The organism is Streptomyces anulatus (assembly GCF_000721175.1).
Classification (GTDB): domain Bacteria; phylum Actinomycetota; class Actinomycetes; order Streptomycetales; family Streptomycetaceae; genus Streptomyces; species Streptomyces anulatus_C.
In genome coordinates, this window is record NZ_JOEZ01000009.1 from 117,802 (window position 1) to 135,671 (window position 17,870).

Annotated in this window: 21 protein-coding genes and 3 pseudogenes; 11 read left to right on the top strand and 13 right to left on the bottom strand. The window is 72.5% G+C overall.

What is annotated here, in order from left to right; all coding sequences use genetic code 11:
- Positions 1-66 precede the first annotated feature (66 nt).
- The 4 genes from IG90_RS0112645 to bioB all read right to left on the bottom strand — a co-directional run bounded on the left by IG90_RS0112645 (position 67) and on the right by bioB (position 4,241).
- Positions 67-744: a class I SAM-dependent methyltransferase gene (locus IG90_RS0112645; RefSeq protein ID WP_030582195.1), complete on the bottom strand. Its 678-nt coding sequence runs from the start codon at positions 742-744 to the stop codon at positions 67-69.
- A 110-nt stretch (positions 745-854) separates the two neighbouring features.
- Positions 855-1,547 carry a dethiobiotin synthase gene (gene bioD / locus IG90_RS0112650; RefSeq protein ID WP_030582197.1) on the bottom strand — a complete coding sequence of 231 codons (693 nt, stop codon included), beginning with the start codon at positions 1,545-1,547 and terminating at the stop codon, positions 855-857.
- Between the two features lie 5 nt (positions 1,548-1,552).
- On the bottom strand, positions 1,553-2,941 hold the full coding sequence (locus IG90_RS0112655; RefSeq protein WP_233435982.1) for an adenosylmethionine--8-amino-7-oxononanoate transaminase: 1,389 nt from the start codon (positions 2,939-2,941) through the stop codon (positions 1,553-1,555).
- Entirely contained in the window at positions 2,934-4,241 is a 1,308-nt protein-coding gene (gene bioB / locus IG90_RS0112660; protein WP_030582202.1) for a biotin synthase BioB, read from the bottom strand. Before bioB ends, IG90_RS0112655 begins: the two co-directional genes overlap by 8 nt.
- A gap of 216 nt (positions 4,242-4,457) precedes the next feature.
- On the opposite strand from bioB, the gene IG90_RS0112665 reads away from it, so the two are divergent.
- A complete protein-coding gene (locus tag IG90_RS0112665) occupies positions 4,458-5,621 on the top strand; it encodes an 8-amino-7-oxononanoate synthase (protein ID WP_030582205.1) in 1,164 nt (387 codons plus the stop codon).
- On the opposite strand, the gene IG90_RS41840 is transcribed toward IG90_RS0112665, so the two are convergent.
- Entirely contained in the window at positions 5,614-5,868 is a 255-nt protein-coding gene (locus tag IG90_RS41840; RefSeq protein ID WP_078585272.1) for a DUF397 domain-containing protein, read from the bottom strand. The genes IG90_RS0112665 and IG90_RS41840 overlap by 8 nt on opposite strands.
- Before the next feature lie 9 nt (positions 5,869-5,877).
- A complete protein-coding gene (locus IG90_RS0112680; protein ID WP_030582207.1) occupies positions 5,878-6,732 on the bottom strand; it encodes a helix-turn-helix domain-containing protein in 855 nt (284 codons plus the stop codon).
- A 237-nt stretch (positions 6,733-6,969) separates the two neighbouring features.
- On the opposite strand from IG90_RS0112680, the gene IG90_RS0112685 reads away from it, so the two are divergent.
- Entirely contained in the window at positions 6,970-7,401 is a 432-nt protein-coding gene (locus IG90_RS0112685) for an ATP-binding protein (protein ID WP_030582209.1), read from the top strand.
- Positions 7,402-7,489: 88 nt separating this feature from the next.
- Positions 7,490-7,844, top strand: a pseudogene (locus IG90_RS39360) (LysE family translocator); the annotation flags it as partial.
- Positions 7,845-7,955: 111 nt separating this feature from the next.
- On the opposite strand, the gene IG90_RS0112695 reads toward IG90_RS39360, so the two are convergent.
- From IG90_RS0112695 to IG90_RS0112705, 3 genes are all read right to left on the bottom strand, one after another.
- Positions 7,956-8,426 carry a C40 family peptidase gene (locus IG90_RS0112695; RefSeq protein ID WP_030582211.1) on the bottom strand — a complete coding sequence of 157 codons (471 nt, stop codon included), beginning with the start codon at positions 8,424-8,426 and terminating at the stop codon, positions 7,956-7,958.
- Between the two features lie 541 nt (positions 8,427-8,967).
- Positions 8,968-9,273 carry a hypothetical protein gene (locus IG90_RS0112700; RefSeq protein ID WP_030582213.1) on the bottom strand — a complete coding sequence of 102 codons (306 nt, stop codon included), beginning with the start codon at positions 9,271-9,273 and terminating at the stop codon, positions 8,968-8,970.
- Between the two features lie 39 nt (positions 9,274-9,312).
- Entirely contained in the window at positions 9,313-9,918 is a 606-nt protein-coding gene (locus IG90_RS0112705) for an ATP-dependent Clp protease proteolytic subunit (RefSeq protein ID WP_030582215.1), read from the bottom strand.
- Between the two features lie 91 nt (positions 9,919-10,009).
- On the opposite strand from IG90_RS0112705, the gene IG90_RS0112710 reads away from it, so the two are divergent.
- Complete coding sequence (locus tag IG90_RS0112710; RefSeq protein ID WP_030582216.1) at positions 10,010-10,294, top strand: type II toxin-antitoxin system Phd/YefM family antitoxin; 285 nt, start codon at positions 10,010-10,012, stop codon at positions 10,292-10,294.
- Between the two features lie 83 nt (positions 10,295-10,377).
- Here the strand turns inward: IG90_RS0112710 and IG90_RS0112715 are convergent.
- Positions 10,378-10,604 (bottom strand): annotated as a pseudogene (locus IG90_RS0112715) (ABC transporter permease); the annotation flags it as partial.
- On the opposite strand from IG90_RS0112715, the pseudogene IG90_RS0112720 reads away from it, so the two are divergent.
- From IG90_RS0112720 to IG90_RS0112750, 7 genes and pseudogenes are all read left to right on the top strand, one after another.
- A pseudogene (locus IG90_RS0112720) lies at positions 10,605-10,835 on the top strand (TetR/AcrR family transcriptional regulator); the annotation flags it as partial. It lies immediately after the preceding pseudogene.
- A 143-nt stretch (positions 10,836-10,978) separates the two neighbouring features.
- The gene (locus tag IG90_RS0112725; protein ID WP_030582219.1) at positions 10,979-11,281 is read left to right on the top strand and encodes an urease subunit gamma; all 303 of its coding nucleotides are present in this window, start codon (positions 10,979-10,981) and stop codon (positions 11,279-11,281) included.
- A 13-nt stretch (positions 11,282-11,294) separates the two neighbouring features.
- Complete coding sequence (locus tag IG90_RS0112730; RefSeq protein WP_030582220.1) at positions 11,295-11,606, top strand: urease subunit beta; 312 nt, start codon at positions 11,295-11,297, stop codon at positions 11,604-11,606.
- Positions 11,599-13,320: an urease subunit alpha gene (locus IG90_RS0112735; protein WP_030582221.1), complete on the top strand. Its 1,722-nt coding sequence runs from the start codon at positions 11,599-11,601 to the stop codon at positions 13,318-13,320. The genes IG90_RS0112730 and IG90_RS0112735 overlap by 8 nt, the downstream gene beginning before the upstream one ends.
- An 11-nt stretch (positions 13,321-13,331) precedes the next feature.
- Positions 13,332-13,994, top strand: a complete 663-nt coding sequence (locus tag IG90_RS0112740; RefSeq protein ID WP_030582222.1) for an urease accessory protein UreF — start codon at positions 13,332-13,334, stop codon at positions 13,992-13,994.
- A 25-nt stretch (positions 13,995-14,019) separates the two neighbouring features.
- Entirely contained in the window at positions 14,020-14,697 is a 678-nt protein-coding gene (gene ureG, locus IG90_RS0112745; protein ID WP_030582224.1) for an urease accessory protein UreG, read from the top strand.
- A complete protein-coding gene (locus IG90_RS0112750; RefSeq protein ID WP_233435983.1) occupies positions 14,694-15,569 on the top strand; it encodes an urease accessory protein UreD in 876 nt (291 codons plus the stop codon). The genes ureG and IG90_RS0112750 overlap by 4 nt, the downstream gene beginning before the upstream one ends.
- A gap of 68 nt (positions 15,570-15,637) precedes the next feature.
- On the opposite strand, the gene IG90_RS0112755 is transcribed toward IG90_RS0112750, so the two are convergent.
- From IG90_RS0112755 to IG90_RS44785, 3 genes are all read right to left on the bottom strand, one after another.
- Positions 15,638-16,690 carry an NAD-dependent epimerase/dehydratase family protein gene (locus IG90_RS0112755; RefSeq protein ID WP_233435984.1) on the bottom strand — a complete coding sequence of 351 codons (1,053 nt, stop codon included), beginning with the start codon at positions 16,688-16,690 and terminating at the stop codon, positions 15,638-15,640.
- A gap of 64 nt (positions 16,691-16,754) precedes the next feature.
- Positions 16,755-17,471 (bottom strand): lysophospholipid acyltransferase family protein, encoded by a 717-nt coding sequence (locus tag IG90_RS0112760; RefSeq protein ID WP_030582232.1) that lies wholly within the window; start codon positions 17,469-17,471, stop codon positions 16,755-16,757.
- A gap of 204 nt (positions 17,472-17,675) precedes the next feature.
- Positions 17,676-17,834 (bottom strand): hypothetical protein, encoded by a 159-nt coding sequence (locus IG90_RS44785; RefSeq protein ID WP_033894103.1) that lies wholly within the window; start codon positions 17,832-17,834, stop codon positions 17,676-17,678.
- Positions 17,835-17,870: the final 36 nt, after the last annotated feature.

A 17,870-nucleotide genomic window follows, 5' to 3' on the forward strand; every position in this document is an offset into this window, starting at 1 on the left:
CGGAGAACCCCACGTCCGGATCGGTCCTCCGCGAACGTCCGGATCGGTCCTCCCCGAACGTCCGGCTCAGTCCTCCGTGAACGGCTTGTGGGCCACGCCCAGGACGCAGGGGGAGGACGGCACCTGGATGCCCGTCTCCGGAATCCGCAGCCTGCGGTACGTGCCCAGCTCAAAGCCCGCCGCCTCGATCGCGGCCAGCGGGTTCCGGGCGGTGTGACAGCCGCCGAAGAGCAGCGGCCACACGGTCCGGTCGGCCGCCCGCTGCGCCGTGGCCAGTGCCCGGCCCGGCGCCAGCCCGTGCTCGAAGAACCGCAGTTCGCCGCCCGGGCGCAGGACCCGCCTGATCTCGGCGAGCGCCCGGGGCAGATCCCGTACGGTGCACAGGACCAGGGACGCCACCGCCCCGTCGAAGGCCTCGCTCTTGAGCGGCAGCGCTTCGGCCGCCCCCGGCACCACGTCCACCGGCACCTCGGCGCGCAGGGCGGAGCGGACGGCGAGCTGCCGCAGCGAGCGTTCCGGCTCCAGCGCCACGACCTCCGAGACGGCGCCGGGGTAGTGGGCGAAGTTCAGCCCGTTCCCCGCGCCGATCTCGATGACCCGGCCGGAGAGCCCCGCCAGCAGCTCCTCGCGGTACGCGGAGATGCCGCCCCTCACGTCGGCGGTCACGCTCACCCGCGCGTAGAAGCGGGCGAAGAGCGGGTGGTGCACGGCGTCCCGGGGGAGCTTCCTGCTGCGCAGCTGCATGACGGACCTCCGTTGAGGAGTGGACGTGACGCTCCTCCATGATTCTCCCCCGGATCGCCCCGGCGGGAATCCCCGAGGACCGCCCGACGCCCCACGCCGGCCCCCGCCCGTCAGCGCGTGGCCCAGGTCCCTCCGAGTTCCGGAGCCAGCCAACCCGGCGCGCGGGCCGCGAAGTCGGCGCCCGGCAGTGCACCCGCGCCGGCCGGGACCGCGCCCAGCAGCGGTGCACCGGCCGCCACCGGCAGGTCCTCGATGTTGCAGCGGGCCGCGAGGTCCGGCTCCGCGGGCATGCTGCCGATCACGACGCCCCGGCAGCTCAGCCCCCGGTTCCGCAGCGCCTCGGCGGTCAGCGTGGTGGCGTTCAGCGTGCCCAGGCCCGCGGGGGCCACCACCAGCACCGGCGCGGACAACAGGCGGGCCGCGTCCGCCAGGGTGCCGCCCTCGTCGTCGAACCGTACGAGCAGCCCGCCCGCACCCTCCACCAGTACGAGGTCGTGCTCGGTGGCCAGCTTCTCCGCCGCCTCGGCCACCTCGAACGGCCGCAGGGGCGCGAGTCCCGCCCGGCGGGCGGCTGTGGCCGGGGCCAACGGCTCGGGGAAACGGGCCAGTTCGACGGCGGTGACATGGCTTCCCGCCAGGCGCGCGACCTCGGCCGCGTCGCCCGGCTCCCCGGGGGCGAGCCCCGTCTGCGCCGGCTTGAGCACCGCGACCCGGCGGCCCCGTGCGGCGGCCGCTACCGCGGCGGTCACCACGGTCTTGCCGATCTCCGTGCCCGTACCGGACACCAGCAGAATCATCGACATGTCGCTCAGCCCTCCCGCGCCGCGGCGCACACGGCCCGGCAGATTCGTGCCACGTCCTCGTCGCCCGTCACGTACGGCGGCATCGTGTAGACGAGGTCGCGGAACGGCCGCAGCCAGACGCCCTCGCGCACGGCCGCACGGGTCGCCGCCGCCATGTCCACCTCGTGGTCGAGCTGGACGACCCCGATCGCGCCCAGGACGCGTACGTCCACCACTCCGGCGATGCCGGAGGCCGGCGCGAGCCCGGAGCGCAGGCCAGCGCCGATCCGCGCCACCTCGCCCTCCCAGTCCTGCCCGAGCAGCAGGTCCACGGAGGCCGAGGCCACCGCGGCGGCCAGCGGATTGCCCATGAACGTCGGCCCGTGCGCCAGCACCGGCACCTCGCCGCTGGAGATGCCCTCGGCCACCCGCGTGGTGCACAGCGTCGCCGCCAGCGTGAGATAGCCGCCGGTCAGCGCCTTGCCGAGGCACATGACGTCCGGCGAGATCCCGGCGTGCCCGGCGGCGAACAGCTTGCCCGTACGCCCGAAACCGGTCGCGATCTCGTCGAGGACCAGCAGGACGTCGTGCTCGTCGCACGCCTCGCGCAGCACGCGCAGACAGGCGGGGGAGTGGAAGCGCATCCCGCCGGCCCCCTGCACCACCGGCTCCACGATGACCGCCGCGAGCTCGTCGGCGTGCGCGGCGACCAGCTCCCGCAGATGCCGTACATAGGCGGCGTCCGGCTCCGCGTCGAAGCCGTCCGGCGGGGCGTCGGCGAAGACCTGCCGGGGCAGGGAGCCCGACCACAGCTCGTGCATCCCGCCTTTCGGGTCGCACACGGACATCGGCTGCCAGGTGTCCCCGTGGTAGCCGCCGCGCCAGGTCAGCAGCCGGCGCTTCTCCGGACGCCCGGCCGAACGCCAGAACTGGAGGCACATCTTGACCGCGACCTCCACGGAGACGGACCCCGAGTCGGCGAGGAAGACGTGCTGGAGCGGCTCGGGGGTGATCTCCACCAGCCGGGTCGCCAGCCGGACGGCGGGCTCATGGGTGAGCCCGCCGAACATCACATGGCTCATCCGGTCCAGCTGCCCGCGCGCGGCCTCGTTGAGGACCGGGTGGTTGTAGCCGTGCACCGCCGACCACCAGGAGGACATGCCGTCCACCAACTCGTGCTGCCCCTCGACGGGTTCGGCGAGCCGGAGCCGTACGCCGGAGGCCGACTCCACGATCAGCGGCTCCTGGCGCCCCGGCATCGGACCGTACGGATGCCAGACGTGCGCGCGGTCCAGCGCCCGCAGTTCGTCGGGCGCGTACGGTTTCGGCGCGGCGGGTCCGTAGTGCTCGGCGGCTCCGGAGCGCGTGGTGGGTCCGGTGTGCGTGGCCTCCCCGGCGGGGTACGGTTCAGGCATTGGGCGCGAGGTCCGTTCCCGCGCCGCGACGGCGGACCGCCACCAGATCCGTACGCGCCGCGCCGTTCGCGTCCGTACGCGAAGCGGTCACGCTCTCCCCGGCGTCCGCGACGGCCACCGGTTCCCGCTCCGCGTGGCCACCGCACGGCCCGCAGCCGCCACCACCGTGGGAACCGCAGCCACCCGCTCCAGAATTCTCCGGCGAACCGTCGTCCGCGGCTCCACCGGTGCCGTGCGATCCGCAGCCGGCCTCCGCCGTGGCGTCCTGGGTACCGCAGCCGCCGGCCAGGGCGTCGGCCCGGTGGCGTGGCAGCGTCGTCGTGCCCGCGCCCTCCACCTCGAAACCGGCGTCCGCGATCATGTCCAGGTCGGTCTGGCCCGCCTGGCCCTCGCTCGTCAGGTAGTCGCCGAGGAAGATGGAGTTGACCAGGTGGAGCGCCAGCGGCTGCATCGAACGCAGATGCACCTCCCGGCCGCCCGCGAGCCGCACCTCGACATCGGGGCAGACGAAGCGGACCATCGCCAGAATGCGCAGGCAGCGCTGCGGGGTGAGGTTCCACTCCTTGGCGAGCGGCGTTCCCTCGAACGGGATCAGGAAGTTCACCGGCACCGAGTCCGGGTCCAGGTCGCGCAGCGCGAACACCACGTCGACCAGGTCCTTGTCGCTCTCGCCCATCCCCGCGATCAGCCCGGAACACGCCGAGAGCCCGGCCGCCTGGGCCTGCTGCACGGTCTCGACCCGGTCCGCGTACGTGTGCGTGGTGGTGATCGCCCCGTACGTCTCCTCGGACGTGTTGAGGTTGTGGTTGTACGCGTCGGCGCCCGCCGAACGCAGCCGGTCGGCCTGTCCGTCGGTGAGCAGACCGAGGCAGGCGCAGACCTCGATGCCCTCGTTCTCCTCCTTGATCGCCTCGATGGTCTTCGAGACCCGGTCGACGTCCCGGTCCGTCGGGCCGCGCCCGCTCGCCACCAGGCAGACCCGCTTGGCGCCACCCGCCACCCCGGCGGCGGCTGCCTTGGACGCCTCGTCCGGCTTCAGCCAGGTGTACTTGAGGATCCCGGCCTTGGAGCCGAGCCGCTGCGAGCAGTAGGAGCAGTCCTCGGGGCAGAGTCCCGACTTCAGGTTGACCAGATAGTTGAGCTTGACGCGCCGCCCGAACCACTGACGCCGCACCTTCCCGGCGGCGGCCACCACGTCGAGCAGCTCGTCGTCGGAGGTCGCCAGTACGGCGAGCGCTTCTTCGCGGGTCGGCAGTTCGCGCCGCAGCCCCTTGTCCACCAGCGTGTTCAGCAGGTCCATGGAAGATGATCCTCGCTTACGGCACCGCCTCCAGCCAAGGAGGAACCAGACAGGAGACCCGGGCGAGGGTGTGTGTATTGCCACACCCTGACCTGCTGCGCACCCGGCTAGGGTCTGTTGGCTGCCTACAAAGGGACCGTCCGCGCCGGACTGTCCGCGCCGGACTGTCCGCGCGGAGCCGCCCGCCGAGGGCCCGCCTACCCAAGGGACCGCCCCATGTCCTTCGCCCCGTTCGACTGGATCGACGCCGAGGCCCGCGGCCGGGCCGCCGCCGGACTCGTACGCACACTGCGTCCGCGCGGCGCCGACCCGGAGCTGCTGGATCTCGCGAGCAACGACTATCTGGGCCTCACCCGGCACCCGGAGGTCACGGACGCCGCGGCCGGCGCCGCCCATCGCTGGGGGGCGGGGGCGACGGGGTCCCGGCTGGTCACCGGCTCCACCGTCCTGCACGCCGAGCTCGAACGCGAACTCGCCGCGTTCTGCGGTTTCGAGGCGGCCCTCGTGCTCTCCTCCGGGTACGCGGCCAACCTCGCCGCGCTGACCGCACTGTCCGGGCGCGGCTCACTCATCGTCTCCGACGCGGGCAACCACGCATCGATCGTGGACGGTTGCCGGCTCTCCCGCGCCGAGACCGCCGTCGTTCCCCACGCCGACCCGGACGCGGTCGCCAAAGCGCTGCCGGCACACGGAGGGCGGGCCCTCGCCGTCACCGACTCGGTCTTCTCCGTCGACGGCGACGCCGCCCCGCTCCCCGCGCTGGCCGAGGTCTGCCGCTCCGCGAACGCCGCGCTGCTGGTCGACGACGCCCATGGCCTCGGCGTCCTGGGCGACGGCGGTCGCGGAGCGCTCGCCGCGGCCGGGCTGGCGGGCGGCGACGGCGTCGTGGCGACGCTGACGCTGTCCAAGTCCCTGGGCAGCCAGGGCGGAGCGGTCCTGGGGCCCGCCCGGGTCATCGAGCACCTCGTCAACACGGCCCGTACGTTCATCTTCGACACCGGACTCGCCCCGGCGGCGGCCGGCGGCGCGCTCGGCGCCCTCGGGGTGCTGCGCCGGGAGCCCGAACGGGCGGCCCGCGCACGTGAGGTCGCCACCTCGCTGCACGGAAGGCTCACCGCCGCCGGACTGACCGCGGTCCGGCCCGACGCGGCCGTCGTCTCCGTCCGGGCGCCCTCGGCGGACGCGGCGGTTCGCTGGGCGGCCGACTGCCGCGCGGCCGGGATGGCGGTGGGCTGCTTCCGCCCGCCTTCGGTACCGGACGGCATCTCCCGGCTGCGGCTGACGGCAAGGGCCGACCTGACCGAGGAGCAGATCACGACCGCGGTGGCCACGATCGTCGCGACCGCCCCCCGGCAGGCGGACGTTGCCCCTGTCAGCTGATCCCGTGCGGGCCGGCTCCGCGCGGTACGAGGCCGGTCACGAACGTGCTCCAGGCCGCCGCCGAGAAGCGCAGCGGCGGCCGGTCCACGTCCTTCGAATCGCGTACGGCGAGGAGCGCGGCGTTGAGCCGCGCGGTCTCCACGCAGTTGTTCATCCCGGTCGAGCGGCTGCTGCGCCGCCACCGCGGATCGGACGGAGTCACGGACGACGGCGGCGGTGCGACGGGCGGTGCGAGACGGTCGGTCATGGCGGCCCCCTAGCTGCGGCTGATCGCGGTGATGAGGTCCAGCGAGCGCTCGGGCGACAGCGCGTGTGCCTGCAACGTACGGAAGGCCGAGCTGTACGCCTCAAGGTCTTCTTTCCGTTCCAGATAGAGGCTACTCGTCAAGTGGTCAAGAACGACCACATCCAGATCGGAAATGTTCGGAAAGGAGAAAATAACGAAAGGGCAGGTGAGTCCGACGTAGCCGCCGACCGAGAACGGCAGCAACTGCAGTTGCACATGGGGAAGTTGGGACACCTGTCGCAGGTGCTGCAACTGGTCCCTCATCACCTCCGGTCCGCCCACCTCGCGATGGAGCACCGCCTCGTCCAGCACGGCGGTGAAGCGCAGCGGCGGACTCGCGCGCAGCACGCGCTGGCGGGTCAGCCGGACCTCGACCAGGGAGTCGAGCCGGCCGTCCGGTAACCCGTCCGGGCAGGCGCGGGTCACGGCTCGCGCGTATCCCGCGGTCTGGAGCAGGCCCGGTACCACCGAGGTCTCCAGCGTCCGGACCGTACTGGCCTGCGACTCCAGACTGATGAAGTCGCGGTACTGCGGTGGGATCAGCCCCCGGTAGGCATGCCACCAGCCCGAGCCGCCGCCGCCCGCCGACCCCGCGAGGACCTCGAGCAGGGAGCGCAACTGGGTGTCGCGCACCGCGTAGACGTCCAGCAGCCGCGACACGTCGGCGGGCGTCACCCCGCTCGCGCCCGTCTCGATGCGGCTCACCTTCGACTGGTGCCAGCCGAGCAGCCGCGCCGCGTCCCGGCTGGTCAGCCCGGAGGTGTGGCGCAGGCTCCGCAGCTCCTCACCGAGCTTGCGCCGCCGGACGACGGGGCCGTGCAGCATGCCGGTCTCCTTCTGCTGTCGGGAAGGGCCGGTTCCCTCACCGGAGCCGGCCCGCAGAGGGGCCAGTGTGCCGTCCGTCCACGCCGTCCGGGTCCCGACTTCACCGCTTCGAGCGACAGATATATGCATATCTTGGCCGAACGCCGTTACAGGCAGCTTCATCAATGGCAATCTGGCGCGAAGCACAATCCTGGCCGGTCACCGGTCGGCCGGGTCGGGATAAGGGACGGCGTCGCCATGGCAGACCATCAGGAAGCAACCGTCACTCTGCCGAGCGATCCGGTCTCGGTCTCCTCGGCCCGCAGACACGTGGCCGGCACCCTGGCCCAATGGGGCCTGCCCGACGGCACCGAGTTCGCCGACACCCTCCGGCTGATCGTCTCGGAGCTGGCAACCAACGCCGTCCAGCACACGTTCGGCCAGTCGCCCACCTTCACCGTGGACCTGCGCCTCGAACGCGACGAGGAACTGTATCTCGGCGTCACGGACAGTCACCCCCGCTGGCCCCAGCGACTGCCCGCCGCCGTACGGCAGGACAACGGCCGGGGCATGGTCATCATCCGGGCGCTGGCCAAGGAGCACGGCGGGCGGCTCCAGGTCACCCCGACCGCCGAGGGCGGCAAGACGGTCTGGATCGCCCTCCCGTGGGTCGTTCCGGTCCAGGGCTGACCTGGGCGGGGCACGGGGCGGACCGGGGCGATCAGCCCGCAGGGGGCCGGTTCGCCGCCGGGGCCGTGCTCCCTCGGCCGTATCCGCTGCGCAGCAGCGTCGCGGCCCGCGGAGCAGCGACGGAACACCCGAGGACGCGCCGGGACGGCCCGTGACCAGGGAGTTCGGACGCGCGCTGCGCCAGGGGTTCCCGACCAACGCGCTCAACCCGAAGGCCCCGGTCCTCTTCCTCAGCCTGCTGCGCAGTTCGTGCCCCACGGGCAGCCGCCGCTGCCCTCGTGGTGGTGCCGGCGCTGATCCGGTTCCCGGCGGTGGCCCCGCTCGTGGACCGGCTGGGCCGGTGGCTGCGCCGTCCGCGTATCGCCCGCGCCATCGAGGACGGCAGCGGTGCGGCGCTCACCGGTCCGGGACTCGCGCTGGTCACCGGCCCGCTGTCGCGCTGAGGACGCAGTCCGCGCCCCTGGAGGCACAAGCAGGCCCCACGGCACGGGCAGCCCGGGCGGCCCCGAAGAGGGCCGGGACCGCCCGCACGGAAAGAGCGTCCGGTCGCCGGGTCAGCGGACCCGTCCGTACCAGACGCTCTTGGACCAGATTTTCGCCAGTCGCACCACGTCCCCCGATTTGGGGGAGTGCCAGATCTTCCCGGCCCCGGCGTAGATGCCCACGTGGTAGACGCTGCGCCCCGAATGGAAGAAGACGAGGTCGCCGCGTTTGCGCTGTGACTTCGAGATATGGCGGGTCTTGTTGTACTGCTGCTGTGCCGTGCGGGGGAGTCTCTTCCCGGCCTTCTTGAACGAGTACAGCGTCAGCCCCGAGCAGTCGAAGCGACTGGGGCCGGTCGCTCCGTACTTGTAGGGAGCCCCCTTCTTCGACGCGGCCACCTTGAGGGCCTTCGTCGAGTGGGTGGCGGCCTCGGCGTCGCTCACCAGGCCGGGCGCCAGCATCGTCGACGTCACGGCCAGGGTGAGTACCGAGGCCGTACCGACCCGGGCGAACAGAGACGGGACATGAACCTGCGCAGACATGCGCAACCCTTCGTCAGCCGCCTGTGAAGGATGACCTGTCGGGTTCGGGCTGGCGAAGTTGCCCGGCCGCGTCGCGGCTTCACCCCGAGGGCTTCCCGGTCTCCCGGTCGGCCCGTTGTGCTCGGGTCCTCCACTCCTGCCGATCCACTTCTGTCGACCAGTCATCCGGGAGGCGGCAGGACTCGGCGTCCACCCGGACCGCCCCGCCGCGGCGGCGGGGGCTTGTCGTCTCAGGGATCTTGACTCACTCGATGCCGGATTTCCGAGCTGAAACAGTGGTTTGTGAGTCTCCTCACCACTGATCCGTTCGGGTGGACAGGTCCCCTTCGTGCTCGCCCGCGAGCCGGGGGCACACCCTCGTACCAGCGACGAAAGGGCACATTTCGAGTAGGGACCGCGCGCCGAGCGCAAGTTGAGCCGTCGCTCGCGCGGGTGATCGCCTACGCCGAACGAGCGAGGCAAATCGATCGCGGGACCGGGCGTGTCGCACGCGGGATCGGCCGGCCCGCTCCCGTAAGGCGCTCCCCGCGCGCGGGGCCGGTCAGTTCGCGGCCGGCGGCATCGCGACCCGGCCCGCCCGGCGCTCCCCGTCCAGGACGCGCAGGGCCCGCGCCAGGGTGGCGGCGTGGATCCGCGACTCGCCGCGCTCGTGCATCAGGGCCAGGGCGTCACGCAGGGCGGCCGCCCGGGAGGCCAGGGCCTGGGCGGCCCGCAGCGCGCTGTAGGTGTCGCTGCCGTGGGCCGGGTTGATCCGGCCCACCTGGTCGAGCACGGCCAGATAGCAGTCGACGAACTCGCCCTCGGCGCGGGTCAGCGCGGGCAGGGGCGGGAACTCGGGTGGCTTCATCGACGGTTTCACCTCACGTCGTACGGGCGGCCGGGAGAGTCAGCGGTTACCCACGACGTGGTCGACCAGCCCGTAGGCGGCGGCGGCCTTCGCGTCGAGGATGGTGTCGCGCTCGATGTCGGCGGTGATGCGCTCCGCGGCCTGGCCCGTGTGCCGGACCAGCATGGCCGCGAACATCTCGCGGGTGCGTACCAGTTCGCGCGCGTGGATCTCCAGGTCGGACGGCTGGCCCCGCATCGGCTCCTCCAGCGCGGGCTGCTGGATGACTACCCGCGCGCCGGGCAGCGCATGTCGACGTCCCTTCGCCCCGGCCGCCAGCAGGGCCGCCGCGTACGAGCCCGCCTGCCCCAGGCAGAAGGTCTCCACCTCGCAGGTCAGGAACTGCATCGTGTCGTAGACCGCCGCCATCGCCTGGAACGTGCCGCCGGGGGAGTTGATGTAGAGCGACAGCGGCCGGTCCGGGTCGGCGTGCTCCAGATACATGAACTGGGCGATGAGGTCGCTCGCGGCCGTGTCGTCGACCGGGGTCCCGAGGAAGACGATCCGCTCGGACAGCAGCTTGGAGTACGGGTCCAGGGTCCGGGTTCCGGTCGCGGTGCGCTCGGTGAACTCGGGCAGTACGTAGCGGGCGGCGGGGCGGATCATGGCGTGCCTCTCTCCTGGAACTGACCATCCGTCTGTCCGTCCGACCAGCGTGAAAAATGTACAGGACGTACAGAAGGCTATGATGGGGACTATGGCCTACGAGATTCCGGTGACGCAAGCACGGGCGGAGCTAGCCGAACTGATCAACCGCGTTGTCTACGGCGGTGAACGCGTGGTGGTGACGCGGCACGGCAAGCCGCTCATCGCGCTGGTCTCCGCCGCTGACCTGCAGCAACTCGAAGCGGAGGAAGCTGTTGCCGAGGAGCAGGTGATCAGCTCGGTCTCCTCCATCGGCTCCGCGCCATCCGCTCAGGGTGAACGGCGCAGGTTCGGCATCGCCGCCGAGCACCGCCCCCACGACGGCCGGGACGTCTGACACCCGACCGCCCCGTGACAGCACGAAGCCGGGCGCCCCTCCCGTAGGAGGGGCACCAGGCTCGGCTCGTGCGGATCCGGCGCTCAGTCGGTCAGGGCCGGTTCCCGGACGGGCTCGGCCGGCTCGGCCGGAGTCGGTGTGCGACGGGTGAGCGGCACCGCCGCCAGGCCGGACGCCGACCACGGCGAGAGCGTCAGCGCGGTGCCGCCCGCCGCGCTGCCGTCGAAGAAGGCGACCGATCGGAGCGGCCGTCCGCGCCCGGCGGCAGCCACTGACCGATCGCACCGACTGGCTCGGGGAGCAGTTGCTGCTCGACCACGGCTACGCCACGATGCGCGTCGCCCGGACGAAACTGGTCGACGCCTACCGCTCCGCCGGGATCCTGGCGAGCGATGTGCCCGGCGACCACGTGGCGCGCACGATGATCGCGACGGCGCGGGGCTTCATCGTGCAGGAGGCGCTCTTCGGGGACGTACACCCCGAGGTGCTGGAGAACGGGCTGCGCGGGCTGATGTCGATGAACCCGCAAAAGATCAGTTAACGCAACGGAAAAACTTCCGCCCTAACGTGCAATGTCTGGTCGCGAGACCGTCATCCCCGCTCAACGAATCGTTGAACGGGGATAGGGTCCCGCTGCGTCCGGAGCCGGAGCCGGAGTCGGACGGAAGACGATGAGGTGGAAGCGTGCAACTGACCCCGCACGAGCAGGAACGTCTGCTCATCCATGTGGCCGCCGACGTGGCCGAGAAGCGCCGGGCGCGCGGGCTGCGGCTCAATCACCCCGAGGCCGTCGCCCTGATCACGGCCCATCTGCTCGAAGGCGCCCGGGACGGCCGCACCGTCGCCGAACTCATGGCGTCCGGCCGTGAACTGCTCACCCGGGACGAGGTCATGGACGGCATCCCCGAGATGCTCCACGACGTCCAGGTCGAGGCCACCTTCCCCGACGGCACGAAGCTCGTCACCGTCCACGAACCGATCGTCTGACGGGGGAGCGCCGATGACTCCCGGAGAGATCCTTCACGGAGACGGGGACATCCCCCTCAACGAGGGGCGGGCGGTCACCCGCCTCACCGTCCTCAACGCCGCCGACCGCCCCGTCCAGGTCGGCTCCCACTACCACTTCGCCGAGGCCAACCCCGGACTGCGCTTCGACCGCGCCGCCGCCCACGGCCTGCGGCTGAACATCGCGGCCGGCACGGCGGTCCGCTTCGAACCCGGCATCCCCGCCGACGTCGAACTCGTCCCCCTCACCGGCCGCCGCGTCGTCCCCGGCCTGCGCGGCGAAACCGGAGGTGCCCTCGATGCCTGACCTCAAGCGAGCCGTGTACGCCGATCTGTTCGGCCCCACCACCGGCGACCGGCTTCGGCTCGCCGACACCGATCTGCTCGTCGAGATCGAGGAGGACCGCTCGGGCGGCCCCGGAAACGCGGGCGACGAGGCGGTGTTCGGCGGCGGCAAGGTGATCCGGGAGTCGATGGGCCAGGCCCGGACCACCCGGGCCGAGGGCGCACCCGACACCGTCATCACCGGGGCCGTCGTCATCGACCACTGGGGCATCGTCAAGGCCGACATCGGCATCCGGGACGGCCGGATCACCGGCATCGGGAAGGCCGGGAACCCGGACACCATGGACGGCGTCCACCCCGGCCTGGTGATCGGCCCCGAGACCGAGATCATCGCGGGCAACGGGAAGCTGCTCACGGCCGGTGCGGTCGACGCCCACGTCCACTTCATCTCACCGACCCTCGTCGACCAGGCGCTCTCCAGCGGCATCACCACCCTCGTCGGCGGCGGTACCGGACCCGCCGAAGGCACCAAGGCCACCACCATCACCCCCGGACCCTGGCACCTCGCCCGGATGTTCGAGGCGCTGGAGACCTTCCCGGTCAACATCGGGCTGCTCGGCAAGGGCAACACGATGTCGCAGGAGGCGATGCACTCCCAACTTCGCGGCGGCGCACTGGGATTCAAGATCCACGAGGACTGGGGCGCCACCCCAGCCGTCATCGACGCCTGCCTCACCGTCTGCGAGCGGACCGGCGCCCAGCTCGCCATCCACACGGACACCCTCAACGAGGCCGGGTTCGTCGCCGACACCCTCGCCGCCATCGCCGGCCGGACGATCCACGCGTACCACACCGAGGGGGCGGGCGGCGGGCACGCACCCGACATCATCAGTGTGGTCTCCGAGCCGTACGTCCTGCCCAGCTCGACCAACCCCACCCGGCCGCACACCGTCAACACCATCGAGGAGCACCTCGACATGCTGATGGTCTGCCACCACCTCAACCCCGCGGTCCCCGAGGACCTGGCATTCGCCGAATCCCGGATCCGTCCCTCCACCATCGCGGCCGAGGACATCCTGCACGACCTCGGCGCCATCTCGATCATCTCCTCGGACTCCCAGGCCATGGGCCGCATCGGCGAGGTGATCCTGCGGACCTGGCAGACCGCCCACGTGATGAAGAAGCGGCGCGGCGCCCTGCCCGGGGACGGCAGGGCCGACAACCACCGGGTCCGTCGTTATGTCGCCAAATACACCATCAACCCGGCGGTGGCGCAGGGCCTGGACCGGGAGATCGGATCCGTGGAGACCGGCAAGCTCGCCGACCTCGTCCTCTGGGACCCGGCGTTCTTCGGCGTCAAGCCGCAGACCGTCATCAAGGGCGGCCAGATCGCGTACGCGCAGATGGGTGACGCCAACGCCTCCATCCCGACGCCCCAGCCGGTCCTGCCCCGGCCGATGTTCGGCGCCCTGGGACGGGCGGCCGCCCACAGCTCGTTCAACTTCGTCTCCGCTGCGGCGATCGAGGACGGGCTGCCCGAACGGCTCGCCCTGGACAAGCGGTTCGTGCCGATCACCAGCACGCGGGGGGTCACCAAGGCGGACATGCGGGAGAACGACGCGCTGCCACAGGTCCACGTCGACCCCGACAGCTTCGCCGTCACCATCGACGGCGATCCGGTCGAGCCCGCACCGGCGGCGGAACTGCCCATGGCCCAGCGCTACTTCCTCTTCTGAGCGGACCACCCATGTCACGCGCGGCACTCCTCGTCCTCGCCGACGGCCGGTTCCCCGCCGGAGGGCACGCCCACTCCGGTGGCGCCGAACCGGCCGTCGCCGAGGGCCGGATCCGGGACGCCGACTCCCTCGCCGCCTTCTGCCTGGGCCGTCTGCACACCGCGGGTCTCACCGCGGCCGCCCTCGCCGCGGCGGCGGCCCACGGCCTCGACCCGCTCGCCCTCGACGAGGCCGCCGACGCCCGTACCCCCTCGCCCGCCCTGCGGACCACCGCGCGCAAGCTGGGCCGGCAGATGATGCGGGCCGCCCGCGCCACCTGGCCGAGCCCCGAACTGGACGCGCTCGCCCTGGCCCGGCCGCGGGGCGTCCACCAGCCGGTGGTCCTCGGGCTCACCGCACGGTCGGCGGGCCTGGGGCCCGTGGACGCCGCGCACTGTGTCGCGTACGAGACGGTCAGCGGCCCCGCCACCGCCGTCGTCCGGCTCCTCTCCCTCGACCCCTTCCACGCCACCGCCGTACTCGCCCGGCTCGCCCCCGAGTTGGACCGGGTCGCCGAACAGGCCGCCGAGGCGGCCCGGCAGGGCATCGACGGCCTGCCCGCCGCCTCGGCCCCGCTCCTCGACATCACCGCCGAGGCGCACGCCGCCTGGCCGGTCCGCCTCTTCGCCTCGTAGCCCCCAGACCTCACCGGAGCCCCCCATGCACCTCGGCCACACCGGCGACGGCCCCGCCGCCGTCAGCGTCGACGCCACCCGCCCCGACGGCGCCCGACGCGCCCTGCGCATCGGCCTCGGCGGCCCCGTCGGCTCCGGCAAGACGGCCACCGTCGCCGCCCTCTGCCGCGAACTGCGCGACCGGCTCTCCATCGCCGTCGTCACCAACGACATCTACACCCAGGAGGACGCCGCCTACCTGCTGCGCAACGCGGTCCTGCCGCCCGAGCGGATCCAGGCCGTCGAGACCGGCGCCTGCCCGCACACCGCGATCCGCGACGACATCTCCGCCAACCTCGAAGCCGTCGAGGACCTGGAGGACGCGGTCGGCCCGCTCGACCTGATCCTCGTCGAGTCCGGCGGCGACAACCTCACCGCCACCTTCTCCAAGGGACTGGTCGACGCGCAGATCTTCGTCATCGACGTCGCGGGCGGCGACGACATCCCGCGCAAGGGCGGCCCCGGCGTCACCACCGCCGACCTCCTCGTCATCAACAAGACCGACCTCGCCCCCTACGTCGGCTCCGACCTGGAGCGGATGGCTCTGGACGCCAAGAAGCAGCGCGGCGAACTCCCCGTCGCCTTCACCTCCTTGACCTCGGCCGAGGGCGTCGGACCGGTCGCCGGCTGGGTGCGGGCACAGCTCGCGGCCTGGACCGCATGAGCGTCCACGCGACGGCCCGGCTCCGCGCCGAACCCGACGGGCGGGGCGGGACCGCCCTGCCCGTCCTGGAGAGCGACGGGCCACTCGCCCTGCGCCGTACCCGCTCCCCGCTGGCCGCGTACGCCCGGGTCACCGTCGTCGGCGCGATGAGCGCCCCGCTGAACGGCGACGGGCTGGCCATCGAGGCGGACATCGCGGACAGGGCGCGCCTCACCGTGGACTCGGCGGCGGCCACCGTGGCCCTGCCCGGGGCGCGGGCGGACGGCGAGCCGTCCACGTACACCGTGGACCTGAGCGTGGGGGAGGGGGCCGTGCTGCGCTGGCTCCCCGAACAGCTCGTCTCCGCCCGCGGCAGCGACCTGCACCTGACCACCCGGGTCCAACTCGCCGCCACCGGCCGCCTGCTGCTGCGCGAGGAGCAGATCCTCGGCCGGCACGGCGAACCCAGCGGCGCCCTCACCACCCGGCTCACCGTCCACCGCGCGGGCCGCCCGCTCCTGGACCAGCAACTGGCCTACGGACCCTGCGCCCCCGGCGGCTGGGACGGCCCCGCCGTCCTCGGCGGCCACCGGGCCGTCGGCCAACTGCTCCTCGCCGACCCGTCCTTCGAGGACGCCCCGCTCCCGGCGCGCCTCCTCGGCCCCACCGCAGCCCTCACCCCGCTGGCCGGCCCCGCCGTCCTGGTGACCGCCGTGGCGGCTGACGCCCGCCTGCTGCGCGGGGTTCTGGACGAGGCGATGCACGAGCTGCTGGACGGACTCGACGGGGACGACCACATATCCGCATCGTCGAGCGCGAACAGATCGCCCCAACGCTCCGACGACGGCACCGGAGACATGCCTGAGCGCTGTCCCGGCCATCACAGCCGGTAGGACAAGCGGCTCCTGAAAAGGGGCCGGGTGGCAACCTGAGATGTTCGAGGTTCCGCCGGGGCCCCCGATCAGCGGCGGCCCCGGTCGAACGCGTCCAGCCAGACGTCCTCCGCCGCATAGTCGAAGAGCCACTCGCCGTAGTTGGCCTGCATCTTCGGGAACGCCTCCCGCCAGTCGCGCTCCGCCAGCTCACCGGCGAGCCACTCGACCGTTTCCGGCAGCGACTCCACGTACCCGATCACCGGACGGTACCCGAGCTGCTCCTCGGCGGCCGTCATGTCGTACACCACGGGGTGGGCGCCGCTCCACGGTGTCACCCCGACCTGCCCCGCCGGGGAAGCGCCGTCGATCAGTACCGTCTCGGTCTCCCGCCCGAGCACCGCGTCGATCGCCGACGCGATCTCCGCGACCGTGGGGGCCTCGGGGTCCGCCGCGTTCAGCACACGCGATCCCGGCCGGTCGGCGGCCAGCCGGATCAGCTCCGCCGCGTTGGACACATGCACCGGGTGGAAGCGGCTCTTCCCGCCGTACGTGAGGACCCGGCGGCGGCGCCCGTCGAGCAGCCGCTTCACCACGTACAGCTCGCGTGGTGTCCGGCAGTACGGGCCGTGGACCGCGCCCGCCCGCAGCAGCGTCACCGGCAGCGCCTCGCCCACCGCCAGCAGCTCCCGCTCCAGCAGGACCTTCCGTGTCCCGTACGTGGCGTCCCCCGGCGCCACCGTGCGCTGGGACTCCGGCAGCGGCACCGGGTAGCGGGGGAAGCCGTCTTGCTCCGTCTGGGTGTCGAAGCTGCGGCCCCGGTCGTCCTCGTACACCGCCCCGCTGGAGATCACGACGGCCGAGCCGACGCGGCCGGCCAGCTCCGTCAGCTGGCGGGCGTGCGCGCCGCCGAACGCCACCATGTCGACCAGCACGTCACAGCCGTCGCCCAGAGCCCTGCCGAGCGCCCCCTCCTCGTCCCGGTCCAGCGCCACCGCCCGGACCCCGGCATCCCACCCCTCGTCCCGGCCACCGCCGCGCGAGGCCGCGGTGACCTCCCAGCCGTCCTCGGCCAGCGCCCGCACCGCCGCCCGTCCGATCTGGCCCGTCGCTCCCAGCACCCATGCGCGTCCTTTGCTCATGGATCCGACGCTAGGGGAGCGGGCCCGCCCGGACGTGGGCGCTCTGCCGGTGGCGGATTCGCGCTCAGCGTCGCAGCTTCGGGAACTTCCTCGGCGGCGCGGCCTCCTGCCCGGCCGCCTTCACCTTGGCCGCGTACTCGTCCACGTACTCCTGGCCGGAGAGTCCGAGGATCGCGTACATGATCTCGTCCGTCACGGCCCGGATCGCGGCCTTCTGGTTCTCCATGCCCGCGTAGCGGGAGAAGTCCAGCGGTTCGCCGAAGCGGATCGCGACCCGCTTGATCCTCGGCACGACCTGGCCGGGCGGCTGGATCTCGAACGTGCCGACCATGGCACAGGGGACCACCGGGACCTGCGCGGTGATCGCCATCACCGCGACCCCGACCTTGCCCTTGTAGAGCCGGCCGTCGTGCGAGCGGGTGCCCTCCGGGTAGATCCCCAGCAGCTCGCCCTTGCCCAGCACACCGAGCCCCTCGCGGATGGCCGCCTGCCCGGCGTCCTTGCCGGACCGGTCCACCGGGATCTGCCCCGCGCTGTGGAAGAAGGCCGCGGTCAGCCGGCCTTTGATCCCCGGGCCCGTGAAGTACTCGGCCTTCGCCAGGAAGGTGATCCGGCGCTTGATGATGGCCGGCATCAGGAAGTGGTCGGAGAAGGAGAGGTGGTTGCCGGCGACGATCGCCGCGCCGCCCTCCGGAATGTTCTCCAGGCCCTCGATACGGGGACGGAACAGCAGCCGAAGCAGGGGCCCGAGCACGACGTACTTCAGGACGTAGTAGAACACCTTGTGGGTGCACCTCGCTCGCTGCCGGGTCGGCTCAGGGCTGTACTGGGTCACGGTGGTGCCGGGGGCCTACAGCGTAGGCCCCCGGCACCACCGTGCGACCGTAGCGAACCGGTCCACCGACTCGTACCCGTCTCCTGGCCCGTCAGACGTGGTCACCCGCCGCGGTGGTCAGCTGTCCTCGTGGTCGCTCCGCCGCGGCGGTCAGGTGTCCTGCGTGGCCAGCATGCCGAGGGTGCACAGGCCCAGCACCACCCAGCCGAACCAGAGCCAGCCGCTGCTACCCAGCGCCACCGTGTACGCCGTCACCGCGACCAGTGCCCCGACGGTCGTGTATCCCATGGTCTTCGTCGATCCGGACATGCGCGCACGCTCCTCGTCGGCCGCGCGGCCGTTGTC